Here is a 14,973-nt window from a genome sequence, read left to right as displayed (position 1 = left end):
GAGCCTGACAACATCGGAGCGAAAAAAAGCCCATGAAGTTCGCTATTCAGATCAACGAAGGACCGTATCAGCATCAGGCATCTGATTCCGCCTACCACTTCACCAAGGCGGCGCTGGCCAAGGGCCACGAGATCTTTCGCGTGTTTTTCTATCATGACGGCGTCAATAACGCGAGCCGTCTGACAACGCCACCACAGGACGACCGCAATGTCGTCGAGCGCTGGGCCGAACTGGCCGAGCAGCACGATCTCGACATGGTGGTATGTGTGGCAGCCGCCCAAAGGCGCGGCATGGTCGATGACGGTGAGGCCAAGCGCAATGGCAAGGATGCAACCAACATCCAGTCGCGTTTTCGCATCTCCGGACTCGGTCAGTTGGTCGAGGCCGCCATCCAAGCCGACCGGCTGGTCGTTTTTGGTGACTGATCACCGGAATCCGCGCACAGGAGCTTGAGCATGTCCGCAACCATTAAGAAGTTTCTTTATCTCAATCGCAAGGCGCCCTACGGCACCATCTACGCTTGGGAATCGTTGGAGGTGGTGCTGATCGGCGCTGCTTTCGATCAGGATGTCAGTCTGGCGTTCGTTGATGACGGCGTGTACCAGCTGACCAAGGGGCAGGATACCACCGGTATCGGCATGAAGAATTTCTCACCGACCTACGCCGCGCTCGGCGACTATGATGTGAAGAAAATCTTTGTCGAGAAAGAATCCCTGGAGGAGCGCGGTCTGACGCTGGATGACTTGCAGCACCTGACCTGGGAGGACGAGGACGAAGACTATGCCGAGAAAGACTCCATCGCCTTGGTGTCGCGGGCCGAGATGGCCGCGCTCATGGGTGAGTCCGACATCGTCTTCAGCTTTTGAAGGAGTTCGGGATGAGTAAGTTACATACCGTCAACAAGTCCCCGTTTGAGAAATCCTCGCTCGACGCCTGTCTTCAGCATGTGCTGGATGGTGCCTCGGTGCTCTTGCTTGAGGATGGCGTTTATGGCGCGTTGCGGGGATCCGCCGCTGCAGAATCTGTCGAGCGGGCGCTCGCATCGGTTAAAGTCTATGTGTTGGGCGAGGATCTCAAGGCCCGAGGCTTTGGTGAGGATCGCCTGATTAACGGAATCAGTGTCGTGGATTATGCGGGCTTTGTGGATCTTGCCGCAGAAGCCGATGCCGTCCAGGCCTGGTTGTAGTTTCACCCCTTTCACTTGGATTCATGTTTGAACCTTAGGAGATGACGATGCCAATCGAAGTCAATGGCAAAGCCTTTGAGACTGACGAAGAAGGTTACCTGGCGAACATTAACGACTGGGAGCCCGGTGTGGCCGAAGTCATGTCAAAGGAAGATGACCTGGAGCTGACGGACGAGCACTGGGATATCATCAACTTTCTGCGCGAATACTACGAGGAATACCAGATTGCTCCGGCCGTGCGCGTGCTGACCAAGGCGGTGGGCAAGAAGATGGGCAAGGACAAGGGCAACAGCAAATATCTGTATGGCCTTTTCCCCTATGGTCCGGCCAAGCAGGCGTGCCGCTATGCGGGTCTGCCCAAGCCGACCGGCTGCGTCTGATCAAGCCGACTGGCTGCGTCTGAGCGCTGCTCAGATTTTTGTTTCGCGTGCTCTCCGGCCGTCCGGAGAGCCGTTGTGCGACATCCCGACTGAAGACTGAGGTCGCGAGATCATGTCCCTAATCTCGAATTTTTACGCCTACCTGTTCTACTTTGCGACCTTCGTGTTGCTGGGTGGCTTGGCGCTTAAGGTTTGGCAGTATGCCCGCACACCGGCGCCGCTGAAAATTCCCACCACACCGGCGCCCACCACGGGCTCGGGGGTTGTGCTGCGCATGACGCGGGAAGTGGTGCTGTTCGAGAGCCTGTTCCGCGGCAACAAGTGGACCTGGATCTTTAGCTGGATGTTTCATTTCGGTCTGCTGTTGGTGACACTGCGCCATCTGCGCTATTTCATTGATCCGGTGCCGGTGCCCTTGCAGATGATTCAGCCGTTTGGCATCTATGGCGGCATGGCAATGGTGGTGGGCCTGGGTGGCCTGTGGGTGCGGCGATTTTTTGTGGATCGGGTGCGCTATATTTCCTCGCGCTCGGATCACCTGATTCTCGGGCTGCTGGTGGCCATTGGTCTCAGTGGTTTGACCATGCGCTTTGTGGTGCATACCGACATTATTCGTCTGAAAGAATTTTTTGCCGGCCTGTACAATTTTGAAATTGTGACCCTGCCGGCCGATCCGGTGCTGCTGCTGCATTTGCTGCTGGTGGCCACGCTGATGATTATTTTTCCGTATAGCAAACTGCTGCACATGCCAGGGCTCTTTTTCAGTCCCACGCGTAATCAGGTCGACAACCCACGCGAGCAGCGGCATATCGCGCCCTGGGCGAAACGGCTCGAGCAAGAGTAGAGCGAACACCTGAGTTTTACCCTAGTTGCGGAGATCTGGCCCACGGTGGCTCAAGGTGCTGGTCAAGGCCGCAGGATTCCGAGGTTGATACATGGCTAAGGCAGATTTCCAAGTTCCCGAGCTCAAGGAGTATGCCGAGATCCCGGAGATTAAACCGGGAGTGATGGCGCATTCCAAGCCATTCAAGTCCAAGCCTGATTTTCAGGAGGCACTGGGCTTTCCTGGTGAGCTGGTCGAGGATTGGCAGAAAAAAGCCATCAATAAGATGGGTGATCTGCTGGGACGTTATCGCTCCTTGCGCGTCTACATGGACGCCTGTGTGAAATGTGGTGCCTGCACAGACAAGTGTCACTACTACTTGGGGACGCACGACCCGAAAAACATGCCCGTCGCTCGCCAGGACTTGTTGCGCAAGGTCTATCGGCGGTATTTCACCCTGGCGGGGCGCCTGTTTCCGGATCTGGTCGGTGCGACGGATCTGACCGAGGACGTTCTGGGCGACTGGTACAACTACTATCATCAGTGTTCCCAGTGTCGGCGCTGTTCGGTGTTTTGCCCCTATGGCATTGATACCGCTGAAATCTCCATGGCTGCGCGCGAGATCATGGACAGCATCGGCGTGGGGCAGAAGTATTGCAACGAGATCATCGGCAAGGTCTATAAGATTGGCAACAATCTGGGACTGCCGGGACCGGCGCTGGCCGATACCCTGGAGGGTCTCGAAGAAGACGTGTTCGACGAAACAGGCGTCGAGGTTAAGTATCCGCTGGATCAGGAAGGGGTCGATATCCTGCTGATCACACCCTCAGCGGACTTCTTTGCTGAGCCGCATGTGGATGGACTGATCGGCTATGGCAAGGTGTTTCATGAGGCCGGCGTGAGCTGGACGCTGAGTTCCTATGCCTCGGAAGCCGCCAACTTTGGCATGTTCATCGGCTCCTACGACAACATGCGCCGGGTGTCGATGCGCATTCGCGAGGCGGCCATCAAGCTGGGGGTCAAGCGCATTGTCTTTGGCGAATGTGGCCATGCCTGGCGAGTGGCCTACAGCTTCTTGAACACCCTGGTTGGCCCCTGGGACTTTCTCGATCCGCGCTATCCGGTTCCGCAGCACATCTGTGAGTTTACTTACGACTTGATTCAGCAGGGCAAGCTCCGGCTTGATAAGTCGCGCAACGACGACATGGTGCTGACCTATCACGATTCCTGCAATGTGGCGCGCGCCTCGCGCATGGGCGATAAACCGGGCGGACAGTTCGATATCCCGCGCGCAATTATCCGGGCCAGCTGCAATCATTTCTACGACATGGATGAAGAGACCATCCGTGATCGTACCTTCTGCTGCGGCGGCGGCGGGGGACTGCTGACTGACGATCTCATGGAAGTACGGGTGAAGGGCGCGCAGCCGCGGGTTGAGGCGCTGAACCATGTGATTCAGGAAAAGGGCGTCACCCACATGGCCGCCATCTGCGCAATCTGTAAGAGTCAGTTTACCAAGGTGCTGCCTTACTACGGTATGGATATGGGCCAGATTGTCAGTGTGCATCAACTGGTCTCAAACGCGCTCATCCTGACGGGTCAGGAGACCGAGGAAGAGGAAGCGGTCGAAGCGGCCGCCTGATGTTCAGATACAACAGATATGTAACCTGGTCCCCGATCATCGCTCCTGAGTGATTGAACGCCTGGCGACTGGGATTGCTTTGAGTTAACGGATATTGATTGACGGAACCCACGCGGTTTTAGTCCAGAGGAGAGTGACCCGATGGCGACTTCGAGCAACGAAATGACCAAGCTTTCCTGGCGTCGTTTTGAAGACGGCGATAATGTCTGGGAGAGCCTGACCGAAAAGATTTTCGTTCAGGACACATCGCACAAGTGCCCGACCTACATTCATAAAACACCACCCTGTCAGGGCAGCTGTCCCTCCGGTGAGGATATTCGTGGTTGGTTGCAGATTGTGCGCGGTCTGGAACAGCCGCCCGAGGGCATGACTTGGCAGGAGTACGCCTTTCATCGCTCCACTGATGCCAATCCCTTCCCATCCATGATGGGGCGTGTCTGTCCGGCTCCCTGTCAGGATGGCTGTAACCGCAATGAGCTGGAAGACTATGTCGGCATCAATGCCGTCGAGCAGTTCATTGGTGATACGGCCATTGCCAACGGCTATAAGTTCGAGGCGCCAGCAGCGGATACCGGCAAGACCATCGCCATCATTGGCGGCGGCCCGGCGGGTCTGGCTGCGGCCTATCAGCTGCGCCGCAAGGGCCATGCAGCGGTCATTTTTGAAGCCAACTCCGGGTTGGGTGGCATGTTCCGCTTCGGTATCCCGGGCTATCGCGTGCCGCGCGATGCGCTGGACACTGAGATCAACCGCATTCTCGACATGGGCAAGATCGAGGTGAAGCTGAACACCAAGGTCGGTGTTGATGTCACAGTCGAGCAGCTGGAGCAAGACTACGATGCCATTCTGTGGGCCATTGGCTGTCAGAGCGGTCGCGGGCTGCCGGTGCCCGGCTGGGATAACACGCCCAACTGCGTCTCGGGTGTCGCCTTCCTGAAAGCCTTTAACGAAGGGCGCATGAAGGTCACCGCCGGCAAGGTGGTTTGTGTTGGTGGTGGTGATACCTCTATCGACGTGGTGTCGGTCGCGCGGCGTCTTGGTCATATCACCAAAAGCGGCAAGGGCGATTTGCCTGAAACCGTGATCCATGATGGCTATGTCGCGCATGACGCGGCCATGACGGCCGCTGCCGAGGGGGCCACCGTGACCCTGACCTCACTGTTTGAGCGCGACAAAATGACGGCGGCTGAGCATGAAGTCGATGACGCTTTACAAGAAGGCGTCACGGTGCTTGACGGTGTGATGCCGGTGGAAGTGCTGAAAGACGACAATGGCCGTGCAACCGGGCTCAAGGTGGCGGACTGCAAGATGACCGACGGTCGCCCAACGCCGGTGGAAGGCACTGAGCGCGTACTGGAGGCGGATCTGATCGTCTCGGCCATTGGCCAGGGCGGTGATCTGACCGGTCTGGAAGCCTTCGACAACGGTCGCGGGCTGATGAACTCGGACAAGTTCTATCAGGTGCCTGACAAGCCGGGCCACTTCGTGGCTGGCGATATTATTCGCCCGCATCTGCTCACCACCGCTATTGGACAGGCGTGGATTGCGGCCGAGTCGATTCATGACTATGTCAGCCAAGCTGAGCACAAGCGCCGCCCCAAGGTCGATGTGCATCACTTCAATCTGCTCGCCAAGCTCAATGAAGCCAAGCTCGCTCCCGAGCATTTCGATGCTCAAAAGGGTGACTTGCGCGGTACTTCCAGTGGCAAGTATGCGATCCACAACTATGAGGATCGCTCAAGTGCCGAAGTCATTCCGCACGACGAACTCTTCCTGGGGCATTTCCAATACACCCCACGCTATCATCGCAAGGAAGAGGTGCCCAGTGCTGAGGCGGTTCTGGGCCACTTTAAGGAGCGGGTGATTGGCTACAGCGAAGAAGAAGCTGTCAATGAGGCCAAGCGTTGTATGAGCTGTGGTATGTGCTTCGAGTGCGACAACTGCGTCATTTTCTGCCCTCAGGATGCCGTGTTCCGAGTCAAGAAAGACGCAAGCACCACCGGGCGCTATGTTGACACCGATTATGCCAGGTGCATTGGCTGCCATATCTGCGCCGACGTCTGCCCAACCGGCTACATCAAGATGGGGCTGGGCGAATAAGGGTTCCCCGAGCCATTTATGCCGTGCGAGATGAGACAGGATATCCGGAGACGTCCATGACGGAAACGAAACTCACCCCCCTTTGGCGCATCGCGGTTGGCATCAGTCTGGCACTGCTGGTTCTGGTCGGCGGCGGTACGGTGCACGCGGAAGCCATTGGCGGTTTTGTTGTGCCGGGTTCCAAAGCCGCCACGCTGGATCAGTGTGTCGAGCCAACCAGCGAAATGCGCCATTACCACATGGAGTATATTCGCCATCAACGCAATACCACGGTCTACAATGGTATTCGCCACACCAAGTTCAGCCTCTCGGGCTGTGTGAGCTGTCATGCCGCCCATGATGCGCAGGGAACACCCATTCCGATTAACGGCAAGGGACAGTTCTGCAATGCCTGTCATGAGAAGGCGGCGGTGACACTGAACTGCTTCGACTGTCATGCCACGGTGCCGACGGGTGAATCCTGGAATCAGGTGATGAATCCACCTCCGTCGACTTCCGCCCAGCCGGCTGCATCCCTGGATCGTCCAGCACTGGATCGACCGGCATTGGGCCGTGAGCTGGCGCAGGTGCCGGATATGGCTGAGCAGGAGGAATTTCAAAAGCGATGAGCGAACATAAGCAACAGCCAGATCTCAAACAGTCGCCCGAGCAGCCGGCACGGCGTGACTTTGTCGCCAAGGCCGCAGCCGGCGTAGCGACAGCGGTCATTGCGCCCGGTGTGATCTTGCATACAGCGGCCGTCGCAGCCCCACGCACCACGCCGGTGACGGACATCAAGCGCTGGGGGATGCTCATCGACACTGCAAAATGTGCCGATGGTTGCACCGCCTGCGTCGAGGCCTGTGAGCATGAAAATGGCCTGGATCTGCAAGACGAACCCGAAGGCGTGAAACCGCTGAAATGGGACAACCAGCGCGCAACCTGGATCAGAAAAGTCAAAATACGCGACAATATGAGCGGTCGTATGACCAATCTGCCGCTCATGTGTCAGCACTGCGAGCATCCGCCCTGCGTGAATGTGTGCCCCACGGGCGCTTCCTTCAAGCGCGCGGATGGCATTGTGATGGTGGATCGCCATACCTGCATTGGCTGCCGCTACTGCATGATGGCCTGCCCCTACAAGGCACGTTCCTTTATTCATGAGCAGGTGGTGAAAAAGCTGACCCGCGCACCGCGCGGCCAGGGCTGCGTGGAGAGCTGCAATCTCTGCGTACATCGCCTGGACAATGGTGAGGAAAACACTGCCTGTGCCGAGGCCTGTCAGCAATCTGGGCACGGTGCCATTATTTTCGGCGACCTGAACGCGCCGCACGGGCCGCTGCGCGAGGCGTTGCGTGAGGTCGACAGCCGTCAGATCCGTGAGGATCTTGAGCTTAATACCGGCGTGCGCTATGCCGGCATCTAACCCGCGAGGCTTGCGGTTATGAGAAGAATCGTCTATCGGGAATGGCGCATTGAATCCTCGCGCTACTGGAGTTGGCTGGCCATACTGGCGGTGGTGATTGCCATCGGTGGCATGGCGGCACTGTATATGGAACACCACGGACACTGGGTCACCGGCATGACCAACTCGGTGGTCTGGGGGACGCCGCATATCTTTGCGGTTTTTCTGATTATTTCCGCTTCGGGCGCACTTAACGTCGCCTCCATTGGCACAGTGTTCGACAAAGCCTTTTATAAACCACTCGGGCGCTTGTCGGGCCTGTTGGCTGCCGCCTTGCTGGTGGGTGGACTGCTGATCCTGGTACTGGATCTGGGGCGTCCAGATCGGCTCGTGGTGGCCATGACGACATATAATTTCAGCTCCATCTTTGCCTGGAATATCTTCCTTTACTCAGGCTTTGTGGCAGTGGTGATCGCCTACCTCTGGACTATGGCGGATCGCAAAGGCGTGCCCTATACCAAGCCGGTGGGCATCTTCGCCTTTCTGTGGCGTCTGGCACTGACCACGGGTACCGGCTCCATCTTTGGCTTCCTGGTCGGCCGCGAGGCCTACGACACCGCCGTGCTGGCGCCGATGTTTGTGGTGATGTCCTTTGCCTATGGGTTGGCGATCTACATCTTGGTGCTGATGTACAGCTTCGAGCAGGATGATCGCCCGGTCGGTGCGCTGATGCTCAAGCGCTTGAAAAATCTCTTGGGCCTCTTTGTGTCAGGCGTGCTGTATTTCACCCTGATTTACCATCTGACGCGGCTCTATGGCGCACAGACTCAAAACATTGAGCACTTCATTCTGGTTTCAGGCGGAATTTATACGGTGATGTTCTGGCTGGGCTGGATCATTCTCGGCAGTCTGGTGCCGCTGTTTTTCATTTATCACCCGCAGCATGGCAAGAATCCCAAGGCCATTGCTCTGGCCAGCGCGCTGGTTATCTTTGGCGGTCTGGCCGCCATGTATGTGCTGATTATCGGCAGTCAGGCCTATCCGCTGGAGATGTTCCCTGGCAAGACGGTGGTTGAGTTTGGCGCTCCGGGTGATATTGGTGGGGTTGTGGCTCCCTACTGGCCAAGTCTGCCAGAGTTCCTACTGGGGATCGGCGGCGTGGCGGTCGCCTTGCTGATTACCAGCGTCGGCATTCGCGTCTTGCAGTTCCTGCCTGAATCCCTCGCGGATCGGGTGGTGGATCCGCATGTCGCGCTTGCGGAAGGACGCGGGCGCTAGTCTGATCAGGCATCCGGTCATACAGGAGCGCGACACTTTAAGACAGGACGCGGCGCCGCTTAAAGCCAGCGATGCCGCGATGTCATCCTCAATGTCCAGCCTGTATTTTTCCGCCGCGCACAAGTCCTCCGGTAAAACCACGCTCAGCATCGGAGTGATCGCAGAGCTGCGGCGTCGCGGTCTAAGCGTGGCCCCCTTCAAAAAAGGCCCCGACTACATCGACCCGATGTGGCTCGGGCTGGCGGCGGGGGGAACCTGTTTCAATCTCGATTTCCATACCATGTCGCCCGAGGTGATCCGCGCTTACTTTGAGCGCGCGGGCTTAGAGCCGGCTGGGCAGCGGGTGGATCTGCGCCTGATTGAGGGCAATGTTGGGCTCTATGACAGCATTGACCTGCATGGTGCCGGCAGCAATGCCGAACTGGTGAAGCAGCTGGGTGTGCCTTTGGTGCTGGTGGTCGATTGCAAGGGTCTGGGACGCGGCATTGCTCCGTTGTTGCTGGGCTTTCAGGCCTTTGATCCCGAGCTGAGCATTGCCGGCGTCATTCTTAACCGAATTGGCGGTGGTCGGCACGGGGCAAATCTGCTGCGGGTAGTCGAGCATTACACCGATCTGCCGGTGCTGGGAATGCTGCCCCGGCTGGCGGAACTGGATATTGACGAGCGGCATCTGGGCTTGGTGCCGAGCAATGAAGCCCAGGCAGCTGAACACAAGGTCGAGCAAATCCGCGTCCGGGTTGCCGAGCATGTGGATTGTGAGCGGTTGCTGGCACTGGCGGCCAGTGGCCCGCCCATGGCAGCGGAGCCTCAGCATCGGCATCCACACCAGGCATCCGTAGCGCCGACGGCCTCGCGGCTGCGCATCGGGATTGCGCGCGATGCCGCCTTTGGGTTCTATTATCCTGACGATCTGGCGGCGCTGGAGTGCGCTGGAGCTGACCTGATCAGTTTCAGCCCCCTCCAGTCACCTGAGCTGCCTCAGGTGGATGCGCTGCTGATTGGCGGTGGTTTCCCGGAATTTCACATGGAGGCGCTTGCAGCCAACCAACGCCTGCGCGCGGCCGTGGCCGACTTTATTGCAGCCGGCAAGCCGGTTTATGCTGAATGCGGTGGTCTGATGTACCTGTGTCGGCACCTGCACTGGAACGGGCGTTCTGCGGCCATGTGTGGGGTTTTGAATGCCGATGTGGCTATGCACGCCAAGCCCCAGGGGCGTGGTTATGTGCGCTTGCGCGAGACCGGGGCCAGTCCCTGGCCGGGCCGGGCGGGTAGTGATGAGATTCACGCCCATGAGTTCCATCACTCTGCCGTGGTCAACCCTGATCCGAACTGGACCTATGCCTATCAGGTACTGCGTGGCACCGGGGTGGATGGCCAGCACGATGGTATTGTGTTCAACCGCCTGCTGGCGAGCTATACGCACTTGCGCGGTGTGGGGGGGAATGGTTGGCCGGAGCGTTTTGTGGCTGGGATTCAAGCCTCGCTGGGTGCCTGAGCGCAATGAACAGGCTGGATGACGCTTGAAAATGGCCCTGGTACGAACAACTTTGGGAAATTGACCGCAACGCATTTGCGACTGACGAGTAAGGATCGGCTTATGTTCAAAGTGACTCCATCGGCGGCCGAGCAGGTCGTTAAAGCCGCACAAGCTGGGGGAACCGAGGGGTTGTCGCTGCGCTTGGCAGCCTCGCAGAATCCCGACGGTTCCATTGACTATCGCATGGGCTTCGACGAGTTAGGCGAGGATGATATCCGCTTCACCTGCGAGGGCGTTGATATTGTGATGGCGCCCGAGTTCGTGCCGCTGCTTGATAGCACAGTGATGGACTTCGTCACACTAGACGACGGCAAGCAGCATTTCATTTTCCTTAATCCCAAGGATCCAACCTATTGCCCGCCGACCGATGCCTGAGTCGGGCCTGACTCGGGTCTGACGCCCGCCATCGGACAGTCAAAAGCGCCTTATGGAATTGTCGAGCGAAGACAGTCTGCGCTTGAACGTCCTGCTGGCGAACAAGCCGCAGGCCATTCGTATTGATGAAGCTAAATTCATGGTGCACGGCCTCGCCGAGCAGGGTGAATTCAGCGTCCCCCTGCACCCTAGTGGGCGCCCGGAGTCCTATCTGCGCGCGGTGCGGGAGCTGATCTCCGGGCATATTCTGGGCTCACCCGGTGGCTATCCCATCTATCTGCGGCGCTGGACGCGCATGGGCCAGATGCGTGAGCAAAGCCTTGAGCCACTGCTGATGCTCGGCGAGCCGGAGGCTGTTGTGGCTGCCGTCTGTTCGCCGGGGCTGACCGAAGAGCTCGCCCGGCGTGCCTGGTGGGCCATGGAAGACGCCGACAATGCCCGACACATGCTGGCGCATGACAGCATTGTGGCCAGTCCGTTCGGGACCGAACTGGCGGAGTACCTGATAGACTTTCTGCCGTTCGAGACCGACAGCGACCCCATCATGGACAGCGTGCAGCGTGTGCTGCAACCAGGCCTGATCAGCGCCGAGCAACGCTTGGATCTGTGGCATAAGTCGGCTCGCAAGCCGGCCTGTTTGGTGGGCTTTTTACGTGCCCGGCCGGATGATCTGCCCGAGCCGCTGGCCCCTCGCGCTATGGCGGATGAACTTCAGCAGCTACTGGCTCTAGCCGTGCAGGCGGGTGAGCCAAGCGCCAGCCTGTTGTTGCGCTGCAGCAGTGGGGTTGGGCAACGGTTTCTCGACACCCTATCGCGGGTGTTGGCGAAAGCGCCCAATCAAGAGGTGCTGATGGCTACGCTCGATGTTATGCACGCGTACTTTGCGTCGCTGCGGCCTGAGGGTGATCCGGGTCTGACGATCACCGAACTCCAGGCCGAGGCTGAGCAGTTTGCCCAGGCGGCGTCACAGCACGGCGCACTGGCCAATGCGCTGGAGCAGCGGCCTCAGTTACATGCAGAACTGGTTGCGCTGCGTTTGTTGTCGGGGGTGAGCTACGCCACTTTGCGTCCCCTGTTGCCGGATCCAACTACCCTTGGCACCCTGATGCGGCGCAAACTGGCTCCGGTGATGGAGCCACTCCAGGCTGCCATTGCCGATCTGCGTGCCTAGCGGTCGTCATCTGTTGAAGGAGGCTTGCCCGATGCGCGATCTGAATCCTGGCCGCCGGCGAGTCTGGTCACTGTGGGGCTGGCGGGCGGTCCTGATGCTGTGGTTGACAGCCTTGCTGCAAGGGCCGGCTGTGGTGTCGGCTCAGGTGGTTTATCAGCGTCCTCCCCCTGACTGCGGTCGTGAGCCTGACTCGGAACTCGATGAACAACGCTGGATACTGCATGATGATGGCACCATCAGCGATCAGGACAACGAGTTGATGTGGAAGCGCTGTGCTGAGGGCCTGCGCGGCGAGCGTTGCCAAGAGGGGCGTCTGGATTATCTTACCTGGGAGCAGGCGCTGGACATTGCTCAGAAGAGCACCTTTGCCGGTCACAATAACTGGCGGATTCCCACTTACGATGAACTCAACGGTTTGATTCAGCCCGGTTGCGAGTTTCCGGCCTCCAATCTGATGGCCTTTCCCAATACGCCCTCAGGCTGGTTCTGGTTCGACTCACCCGAGGCGGAGAATACCAAGCGCGCCGGGCAAATCAGCTTTGCCTTTGGGGATGATTTCAGTGCCAATCAGCGCAACGTGGTGCATCTGCGCCTGGTGCGGGATGACACACCGCCTGAGCCTGAACCGGAACCCGAAGAGCCAGCCCCTGATGCACCTGTGGCTGAGCCTGAGCCCGGCGCCGATCCGGGGGCCACGCCCCCAGTGGAGCCCGACGCCGGAGCTGACGGCAATGCTCAGCCGGCTGAGCCACCGCCTGACCAGGCACCCCCCGCTCAGCCGGATGCAGCTCCAGGTGCAGAGAATCCTGCCTTGCTGCCTGGGCCGGCCGGACCTCCGCCCCCCGCGCCAGCGCAACCCTGATTGGTGCTTTGATGGCTCGTGCGCCAGCGCCTAATACTTGCCCAGTGCCTTCATGATCATTTGATGGATGCTGTGGTAGGACAGGCCGGGCTTGAGGTACATCACCGCACAGGTGCCGGTGCGCACATTCATGCCGTGCTGTTCAGCGAGGGCGCAAGCCTCCGGTGTGTCATGGCCCATGTGAATCCAGACGTGCTTGATGCCGGCCTCAGCTGCGCGAGCGATCCAGTCTTTGGTGTCAGTTTTGGGGGCCTCAATGATCACGGCATCGACTGACTCGGGCAGGGCGCTGAGATCCGAGTAGGCGGGATCGCCATCAATGTGCTGGGCGCTGGGATCAATGGCCACTACCTGCTTGCCGAGCTTTTTCAGGCCCCGGTAGCTGAGCAGGGGAAAGGGTTTGGCCGATGAGTGGCCAATAACCGCGTAGCGGTTGCAGTCAAAAAAGGTTTCGTAATTGGAAGCCATGCTGAAGTCTCTGAATTTAAAGTGGGCCATAGGGGGATCGCGAGCGTGAACGCCGCCGGCGTAGGCCGGGATAGGCGGCCATTTGCTGCACAATTTGGCCGAAGGGCAGGGCGTCAAGGCGACCGAACTCGGCAATGGCCTGCTCAATGAGGGCATCAATGTCGCCGATGGCCGTTGGCAGCTTGCGCTCCGGCCAGAGGGCCTTGTGCAGTCCCTGCAGACCGCCGACCTGCACCCGCAAGGCTTTGTTATGAGCCAGCGCGCGGTTTTGATCGAGCGTCTTGAGCGCAAAACGCGCCTGACCGCGCAGGATATCGAGCAGCGCCAGGCAACGGGTTCGGGCTTGGTCGGCAGTGCAGCGCACGCCTTCGCGCTCGGCCAGGCAGAACCGGCTGGCGCGTGAGCACTCGCATTGGCCGGTCAGTATCGCCTTTTCATAGGGGCAGCCGCATTGATTGATTTCATCGTAGGTTTCACGCAGTGCCTGGGTGTCCATGAAAAAATGCCTGCCGTTAGTGATCGGCTTGATCCGAATCCTGGGAGCGAAAGGCGATGATCTGACGCCGGTCGCGCTTGGTCGGTCGTCCGCGCATGCGCAGCGGCGCGTCTTCGCGTGCTTTCCGTGCACGCTCCTGACGTTGCAGGCGACTGTGTTCGTCCTCTTCGTACAGCAACACGGCCTCGCTGGCTGGGCGGCGCTGTTTGGACAGCGCACGGACTTCGATCTCCCAGGCCATTTCGCCCTTCTGAATGTGAACGCGAACACCAGGGCGCAGCGTGCGACTGGGTTTGCAGCGCTGACCGTCAACCTGCACCTTGCCGCCATTGACGGCCTCCACGGCTAGCTGCCGGGTTTTGAAAAACCGTGCCGCCCACAGCCATTTATCCAGCCGTTGGCTGCTTTCAGCCGGAATCGGAGCGCCGCTCATGCCAGGTCTTCCCCGCGCAGCAGCGGATCGAGCGCCTCGTCCATATCCAGCTCGGCCATGTCATCATAACCGCCGATATGGCGCTCGCCGATGAAAATTTGTGGAACTGTGAAGCGCCCGCTGCGCTGAATCATCTCGGCTTCACGCGAGGGGTCTTTATCAATGCGGATGTCGGTATAGTCCGCGCCTTTTTTGTCCAGGAGTCGGCGCGCCCGAACACAATAAGGGCAGGCCGCCGTGCCATACATTTCGATTTTGATCATGGTACGTCTCGACTGTTGTACGCTTTATGGGCCAGGCGGAGCCGGGTGCCTGCCCTGCGTCCGCCGTGGGGTTGCCCGATTAAGATTAACAGCCGACATGGTAAGCGGCGAGTCCGGATCGCCAGGGCGGGCGCGTATCAATCGCCCCTGCTGGCGGGGCAAATGCCCCGGGACTTTTTTATTATTTGACTTAGTTGACGAAACCCGAGTGCAAATCCCGGTATCATAGACTCCCATCCATAAGACATACCCTCTCGGCGCCACGGAACCACCAGACAGTAGACCTTATGGTTGAACAAGCTGTCTGAACAAGAAGCCCATGAGCTAGCGACATGAGTGAGCAATCAGAACCCAAGATCTCACAACTTAACGCCATTGAGTACGAGAACGGTTTCTTAGCTGCTTGTGAGGCTCACTTCGACCAACTGCCAGAGCCAACCTGCCCCTATGAAGCCGGCAGCGTCTTTGCCGAGGCTTGGCACACTGGGGTTGCTGACGCTCAGGTGATTCTCAAGGACGTCGATTACGCGCCTGATGTGGAAGTTTTTTAGCGCGTGCCAACGTGGCGTTGCTTG

At 58.8% G+C, this 14,973-nt stretch carries 19 protein-coding genes; 15 read left to right on the top strand and 4 right to left on the bottom strand.

Features of this window, described 5'->3' with window-relative positions:
- Positions 1 to 32 precede the first annotated feature (32 nt).
- The 14 genes from tusD (at position 33) to CKO36_RS05110 (ending at position 12,738) form a co-directional block, all read left to right on the top strand.
- Positions 33 to 425 (top strand): sulfurtransferase complex subunit TusD, encoded by a 393-nt coding sequence (tusD, locus tag CKO36_RS05175; protein ID WP_200281479.1) that lies wholly within the window; start codon positions 33 to 35, stop codon positions 423 to 425.
- Between the two features lie 30 nt (positions 426 to 455).
- Entirely contained in the window at positions 456 to 866 is a 411-nt protein-coding gene (gene tusC, locus CKO36_RS05170) for a sulfurtransferase complex subunit TusC (protein WP_200281477.1), read from the top strand.
- 11 nt (positions 867 to 877) lie between these two features.
- Positions 878 to 1,186, top strand: a complete 309-nt coding sequence (tusB, locus tag CKO36_RS05165; protein WP_200281475.1) for a sulfurtransferase complex subunit TusB — start codon at positions 878 to 880, stop codon at positions 1,184 to 1,186.
- 47 nt (positions 1,187 to 1,233) lie between these two features.
- Entirely contained in the window at positions 1,234 to 1,566 is a 333-nt protein-coding gene (locus CKO36_RS05160; protein ID WP_200281473.1) for a TusE/DsrC/DsvC family sulfur relay protein, read from the top strand.
- Positions 1,567 to 1,678: 112 nt separating this feature from the next.
- On the top strand, positions 1,679 to 2,410 hold the full coding sequence (locus tag CKO36_RS05155) for a respiratory nitrate reductase subunit gamma (protein ID WP_200281471.1): 732 nt from the start codon (positions 1,679 to 1,681) through the stop codon (positions 2,408 to 2,410).
- 91 nt (positions 2,411 to 2,501) lie between these two features.
- The gene (gene dsrK, locus CKO36_RS05150) at positions 2,502 to 4,031 is read left to right on the top strand and encodes a sulfate reduction electron transfer complex DsrMKJOP subunit DsrK (protein ID WP_200281469.1); all 1,530 of its coding nucleotides are present in this window, start codon (positions 2,502 to 2,504) and stop codon (positions 4,029 to 4,031) included.
- Between the two features lie 141 nt (positions 4,032 to 4,172).
- Positions 4,173 to 6,131, top strand: a complete 1,959-nt coding sequence (locus CKO36_RS05145) for an NAD(P)-binding protein (RefSeq protein WP_200281466.1) — start codon at positions 4,173 to 4,175, stop codon at positions 6,129 to 6,131.
- Between the two features lie 56 nt (positions 6,132 to 6,187).
- A complete protein-coding gene (locus tag CKO36_RS05140) occupies positions 6,188 to 6,739 on the top strand; it encodes a sulfur reduction protein DsrJ (protein WP_200281463.1) in 552 nt (183 codons plus the stop codon).
- Positions 6,736 to 7,536 (top strand): sulfate reduction electron transfer complex DsrMKJOP subunit DsrO, encoded by an 801-nt coding sequence (gene dsrO / locus CKO36_RS05135; protein ID WP_200281460.1) that lies wholly within the window; start codon positions 6,736 to 6,738, stop codon positions 7,534 to 7,536. The genes CKO36_RS05140 and dsrO overlap by 4 nt, the downstream gene beginning before the upstream one ends.
- Positions 7,537 to 7,554: 18 nt before the next feature.
- Entirely contained in the window at positions 7,555 to 8,793 is a 1,239-nt protein-coding gene (nrfD, locus tag CKO36_RS05130) for an NrfD/PsrC family molybdoenzyme membrane anchor subunit (protein WP_200281457.1), read from the top strand.
- A gap of 91 nt (positions 8,794 to 8,884) precedes the next feature.
- Positions 8,885 to 10,288, top strand: coding sequence for a cobyrinic acid a,c-diamide synthase CobB (locus tag CKO36_RS05125; RefSeq protein ID WP_200281619.1), 1,404 nt, complete (start codon positions 8,885 to 8,887; stop codon positions 10,286 to 10,288).
- 102 nt (positions 10,289 to 10,390) lie between these two features.
- Positions 10,391 to 10,705 carry a HesB/IscA family protein gene (locus CKO36_RS05120; protein WP_200281454.1) on the top strand — a complete coding sequence of 105 codons (315 nt, stop codon included), beginning with the start codon at positions 10,391 to 10,393 and terminating at the stop codon, positions 10,703 to 10,705.
- 52 nt (positions 10,706 to 10,757) lie between these two features.
- Positions 10,758 to 11,876 (top strand): sulfur reduction protein DsrS, encoded by a 1,119-nt coding sequence (locus CKO36_RS05115; protein WP_200281451.1) that lies wholly within the window; start codon positions 10,758 to 10,760, stop codon positions 11,874 to 11,876.
- 31 nt (positions 11,877 to 11,907) lie between these two features.
- Positions 11,908 to 12,738 (top strand): Lcl C-terminal domain-containing protein, encoded by an 831-nt coding sequence (locus tag CKO36_RS05110; protein ID WP_200281448.1) that lies wholly within the window; start codon positions 11,908 to 11,910, stop codon positions 12,736 to 12,738.
- A gap of 30 nt (positions 12,739 to 12,768) precedes the next feature.
- On the opposite strand, the gene CKO36_RS05105 is transcribed toward CKO36_RS05110, so the two are convergent.
- Genes CKO36_RS05105 through grxC form a run of 4 tightly spaced genes read right to left on the bottom strand, consistent with a single transcriptional unit; the run spans position 12,769 to position 14,398 of the window.
- Positions 12,769 to 13,206: a CoA-binding protein gene (locus CKO36_RS05105; protein ID WP_200281445.1), complete on the bottom strand. Its 438-nt coding sequence runs from the start codon at positions 13,204 to 13,206 to the stop codon at positions 12,769 to 12,771.
- 16 nt (positions 13,207 to 13,222) lie between these two features.
- Complete coding sequence (locus tag CKO36_RS05100; RefSeq protein ID WP_200281442.1) at positions 13,223 to 13,702, bottom strand: hypothetical protein; 480 nt, start codon at positions 13,700 to 13,702, stop codon at positions 13,223 to 13,225.
- Between the two features lie 16 nt (positions 13,703 to 13,718).
- A complete protein-coding gene (locus tag CKO36_RS05095) occupies positions 13,719 to 14,135 on the bottom strand; it encodes an RNA-binding S4 domain-containing protein (protein WP_200281439.1) in 417 nt (138 codons plus the stop codon).
- Complete coding sequence (gene grxC, locus CKO36_RS05090; protein ID WP_200281436.1) at positions 14,132 to 14,398, bottom strand: glutaredoxin 3; 267 nt, start codon at positions 14,396 to 14,398, stop codon at positions 14,132 to 14,134. The genes CKO36_RS05095 and grxC overlap by 4 nt, the downstream gene beginning before the upstream one ends.
- Positions 14,399 to 14,730: 332 nt before the next feature.
- Here grxC and CKO36_RS05085 point away from each other — a divergent pair, with 332 nt between their 5' ends.
- Positions 14,731 to 14,949 carry a hypothetical protein gene (locus CKO36_RS05085; RefSeq protein ID WP_200281433.1) on the top strand — a complete coding sequence of 73 codons (219 nt, stop codon included), beginning with the start codon at positions 14,731 to 14,733 and terminating at the stop codon, positions 14,947 to 14,949.
- Positions 14,950 to 14,973: the final 24 nt, after the last annotated feature.

The organism is Rhabdochromatium marinum (assembly GCF_016583795.1).
In the GTDB taxonomy this organism is placed as follows: Bacteria; Pseudomonadota; Gammaproteobacteria; order Chromatiales; family Chromatiaceae; genus Rhabdochromatium; species Rhabdochromatium marinum.
The sequence above is the reverse complement of the archived record's forward strand: the minus strand, read 5'-3'. Positions and strand labels throughout refer to the sequence as shown.

Bases quoted from the DNA above. Each gene is read 5' to 3' on its own strand.
- tusD (WP_200281479.1), top strand. From the start codon at position 33: ATGAAGTTCGCTATTCAGATCAACGAAGGACCGTATCAGCATCAGGCA.
- tusC (WP_200281477.1), top strand. From the start codon at position 456: ATGTCCGCAACCATTAAGAAGTTTCTTTATCTCAATCGCAAGGCGCCC.
- tusB (WP_200281475.1), top strand. From the start codon at position 878: ATGAGTAAGTTACATACCGTCAACAAGTCCCCGTTTGAGAAATCCTCG.
- CKO36_RS05160 (WP_200281473.1), top strand. From the start codon at position 1,234: ATGCCAATCGAAGTCAATGGCAAAGCCTTTGAGACTGACGAAGAAGGT.
- CKO36_RS05155 (WP_200281471.1), top strand. From the start codon at position 1,679: ATGTCCCTAATCTCGAATTTTTACGCCTACCTGTTCTACTTTGCGACC.
- dsrK (WP_200281469.1), top strand. From the start codon at position 2,502: ATGGCTAAGGCAGATTTCCAAGTTCCCGAGCTCAAGGAGTATGCCGAG.
- CKO36_RS05145 (WP_200281466.1), top strand. From the start codon at position 4,173: ATGGCGACTTCGAGCAACGAAATGACCAAGCTTTCCTGGCGTCGTTTT.
- CKO36_RS05140 (WP_200281463.1), top strand. From the start codon at position 6,188: ATGACGGAAACGAAACTCACCCCCCTTTGGCGCATCGCGGTTGGCATC.
- dsrO (WP_200281460.1), top strand. From the start codon at position 6,736: ATGAGCGAACATAAGCAACAGCCAGATCTCAAACAGTCGCCCGAGCAG.
- nrfD (WP_200281457.1), top strand. From the start codon at position 7,555: ATGAGAAGAATCGTCTATCGGGAATGGCGCATTGAATCCTCGCGCTAC.
- CKO36_RS05125 (WP_200281619.1), top strand. From the start codon at position 8,885: ATGTCCAGCCTGTATTTTTCCGCCGCGCACAAGTCCTCCGGTAAAACC.
- CKO36_RS05120 (WP_200281454.1), top strand. From the start codon at position 10,391: ATGTTCAAAGTGACTCCATCGGCGGCCGAGCAGGTCGTTAAAGCCGCA.
- CKO36_RS05115 (WP_200281451.1), top strand. From the start codon at position 10,758: ATGGAATTGTCGAGCGAAGACAGTCTGCGCTTGAACGTCCTGCTGGCG.
- CKO36_RS05110 (WP_200281448.1), top strand. From the start codon at position 11,908: ATGCGCGATCTGAATCCTGGCCGCCGGCGAGTCTGGTCACTGTGGGGC.
- CKO36_RS05105 (WP_200281445.1), bottom strand. From the start codon at position 13,206: ATGGCTTCCAATTACGAAACCTTTTTTGACTGCAACCGCTACGCGGTT.
- CKO36_RS05100 (WP_200281442.1), bottom strand. From the start codon at position 13,702: ATGGACACCCAGGCACTGCGTGAAACCTACGATGAAATCAATCAATGC.
- CKO36_RS05095 (WP_200281439.1), bottom strand. From the start codon at position 14,135: ATGAGCGGCGCTCCGATTCCGGCTGAAAGCAGCCAACGGCTGGATAAA.
- grxC (WP_200281436.1), bottom strand. From the start codon at position 14,398: ATGATCAAAATCGAAATGTATGGCACGGCGGCCTGCCCTTATTGTGTT.
- CKO36_RS05085 (WP_200281433.1), top strand. From the start codon at position 14,731: ATGAGTGAGCAATCAGAACCCAAGATCTCACAACTTAACGCCATTGAG.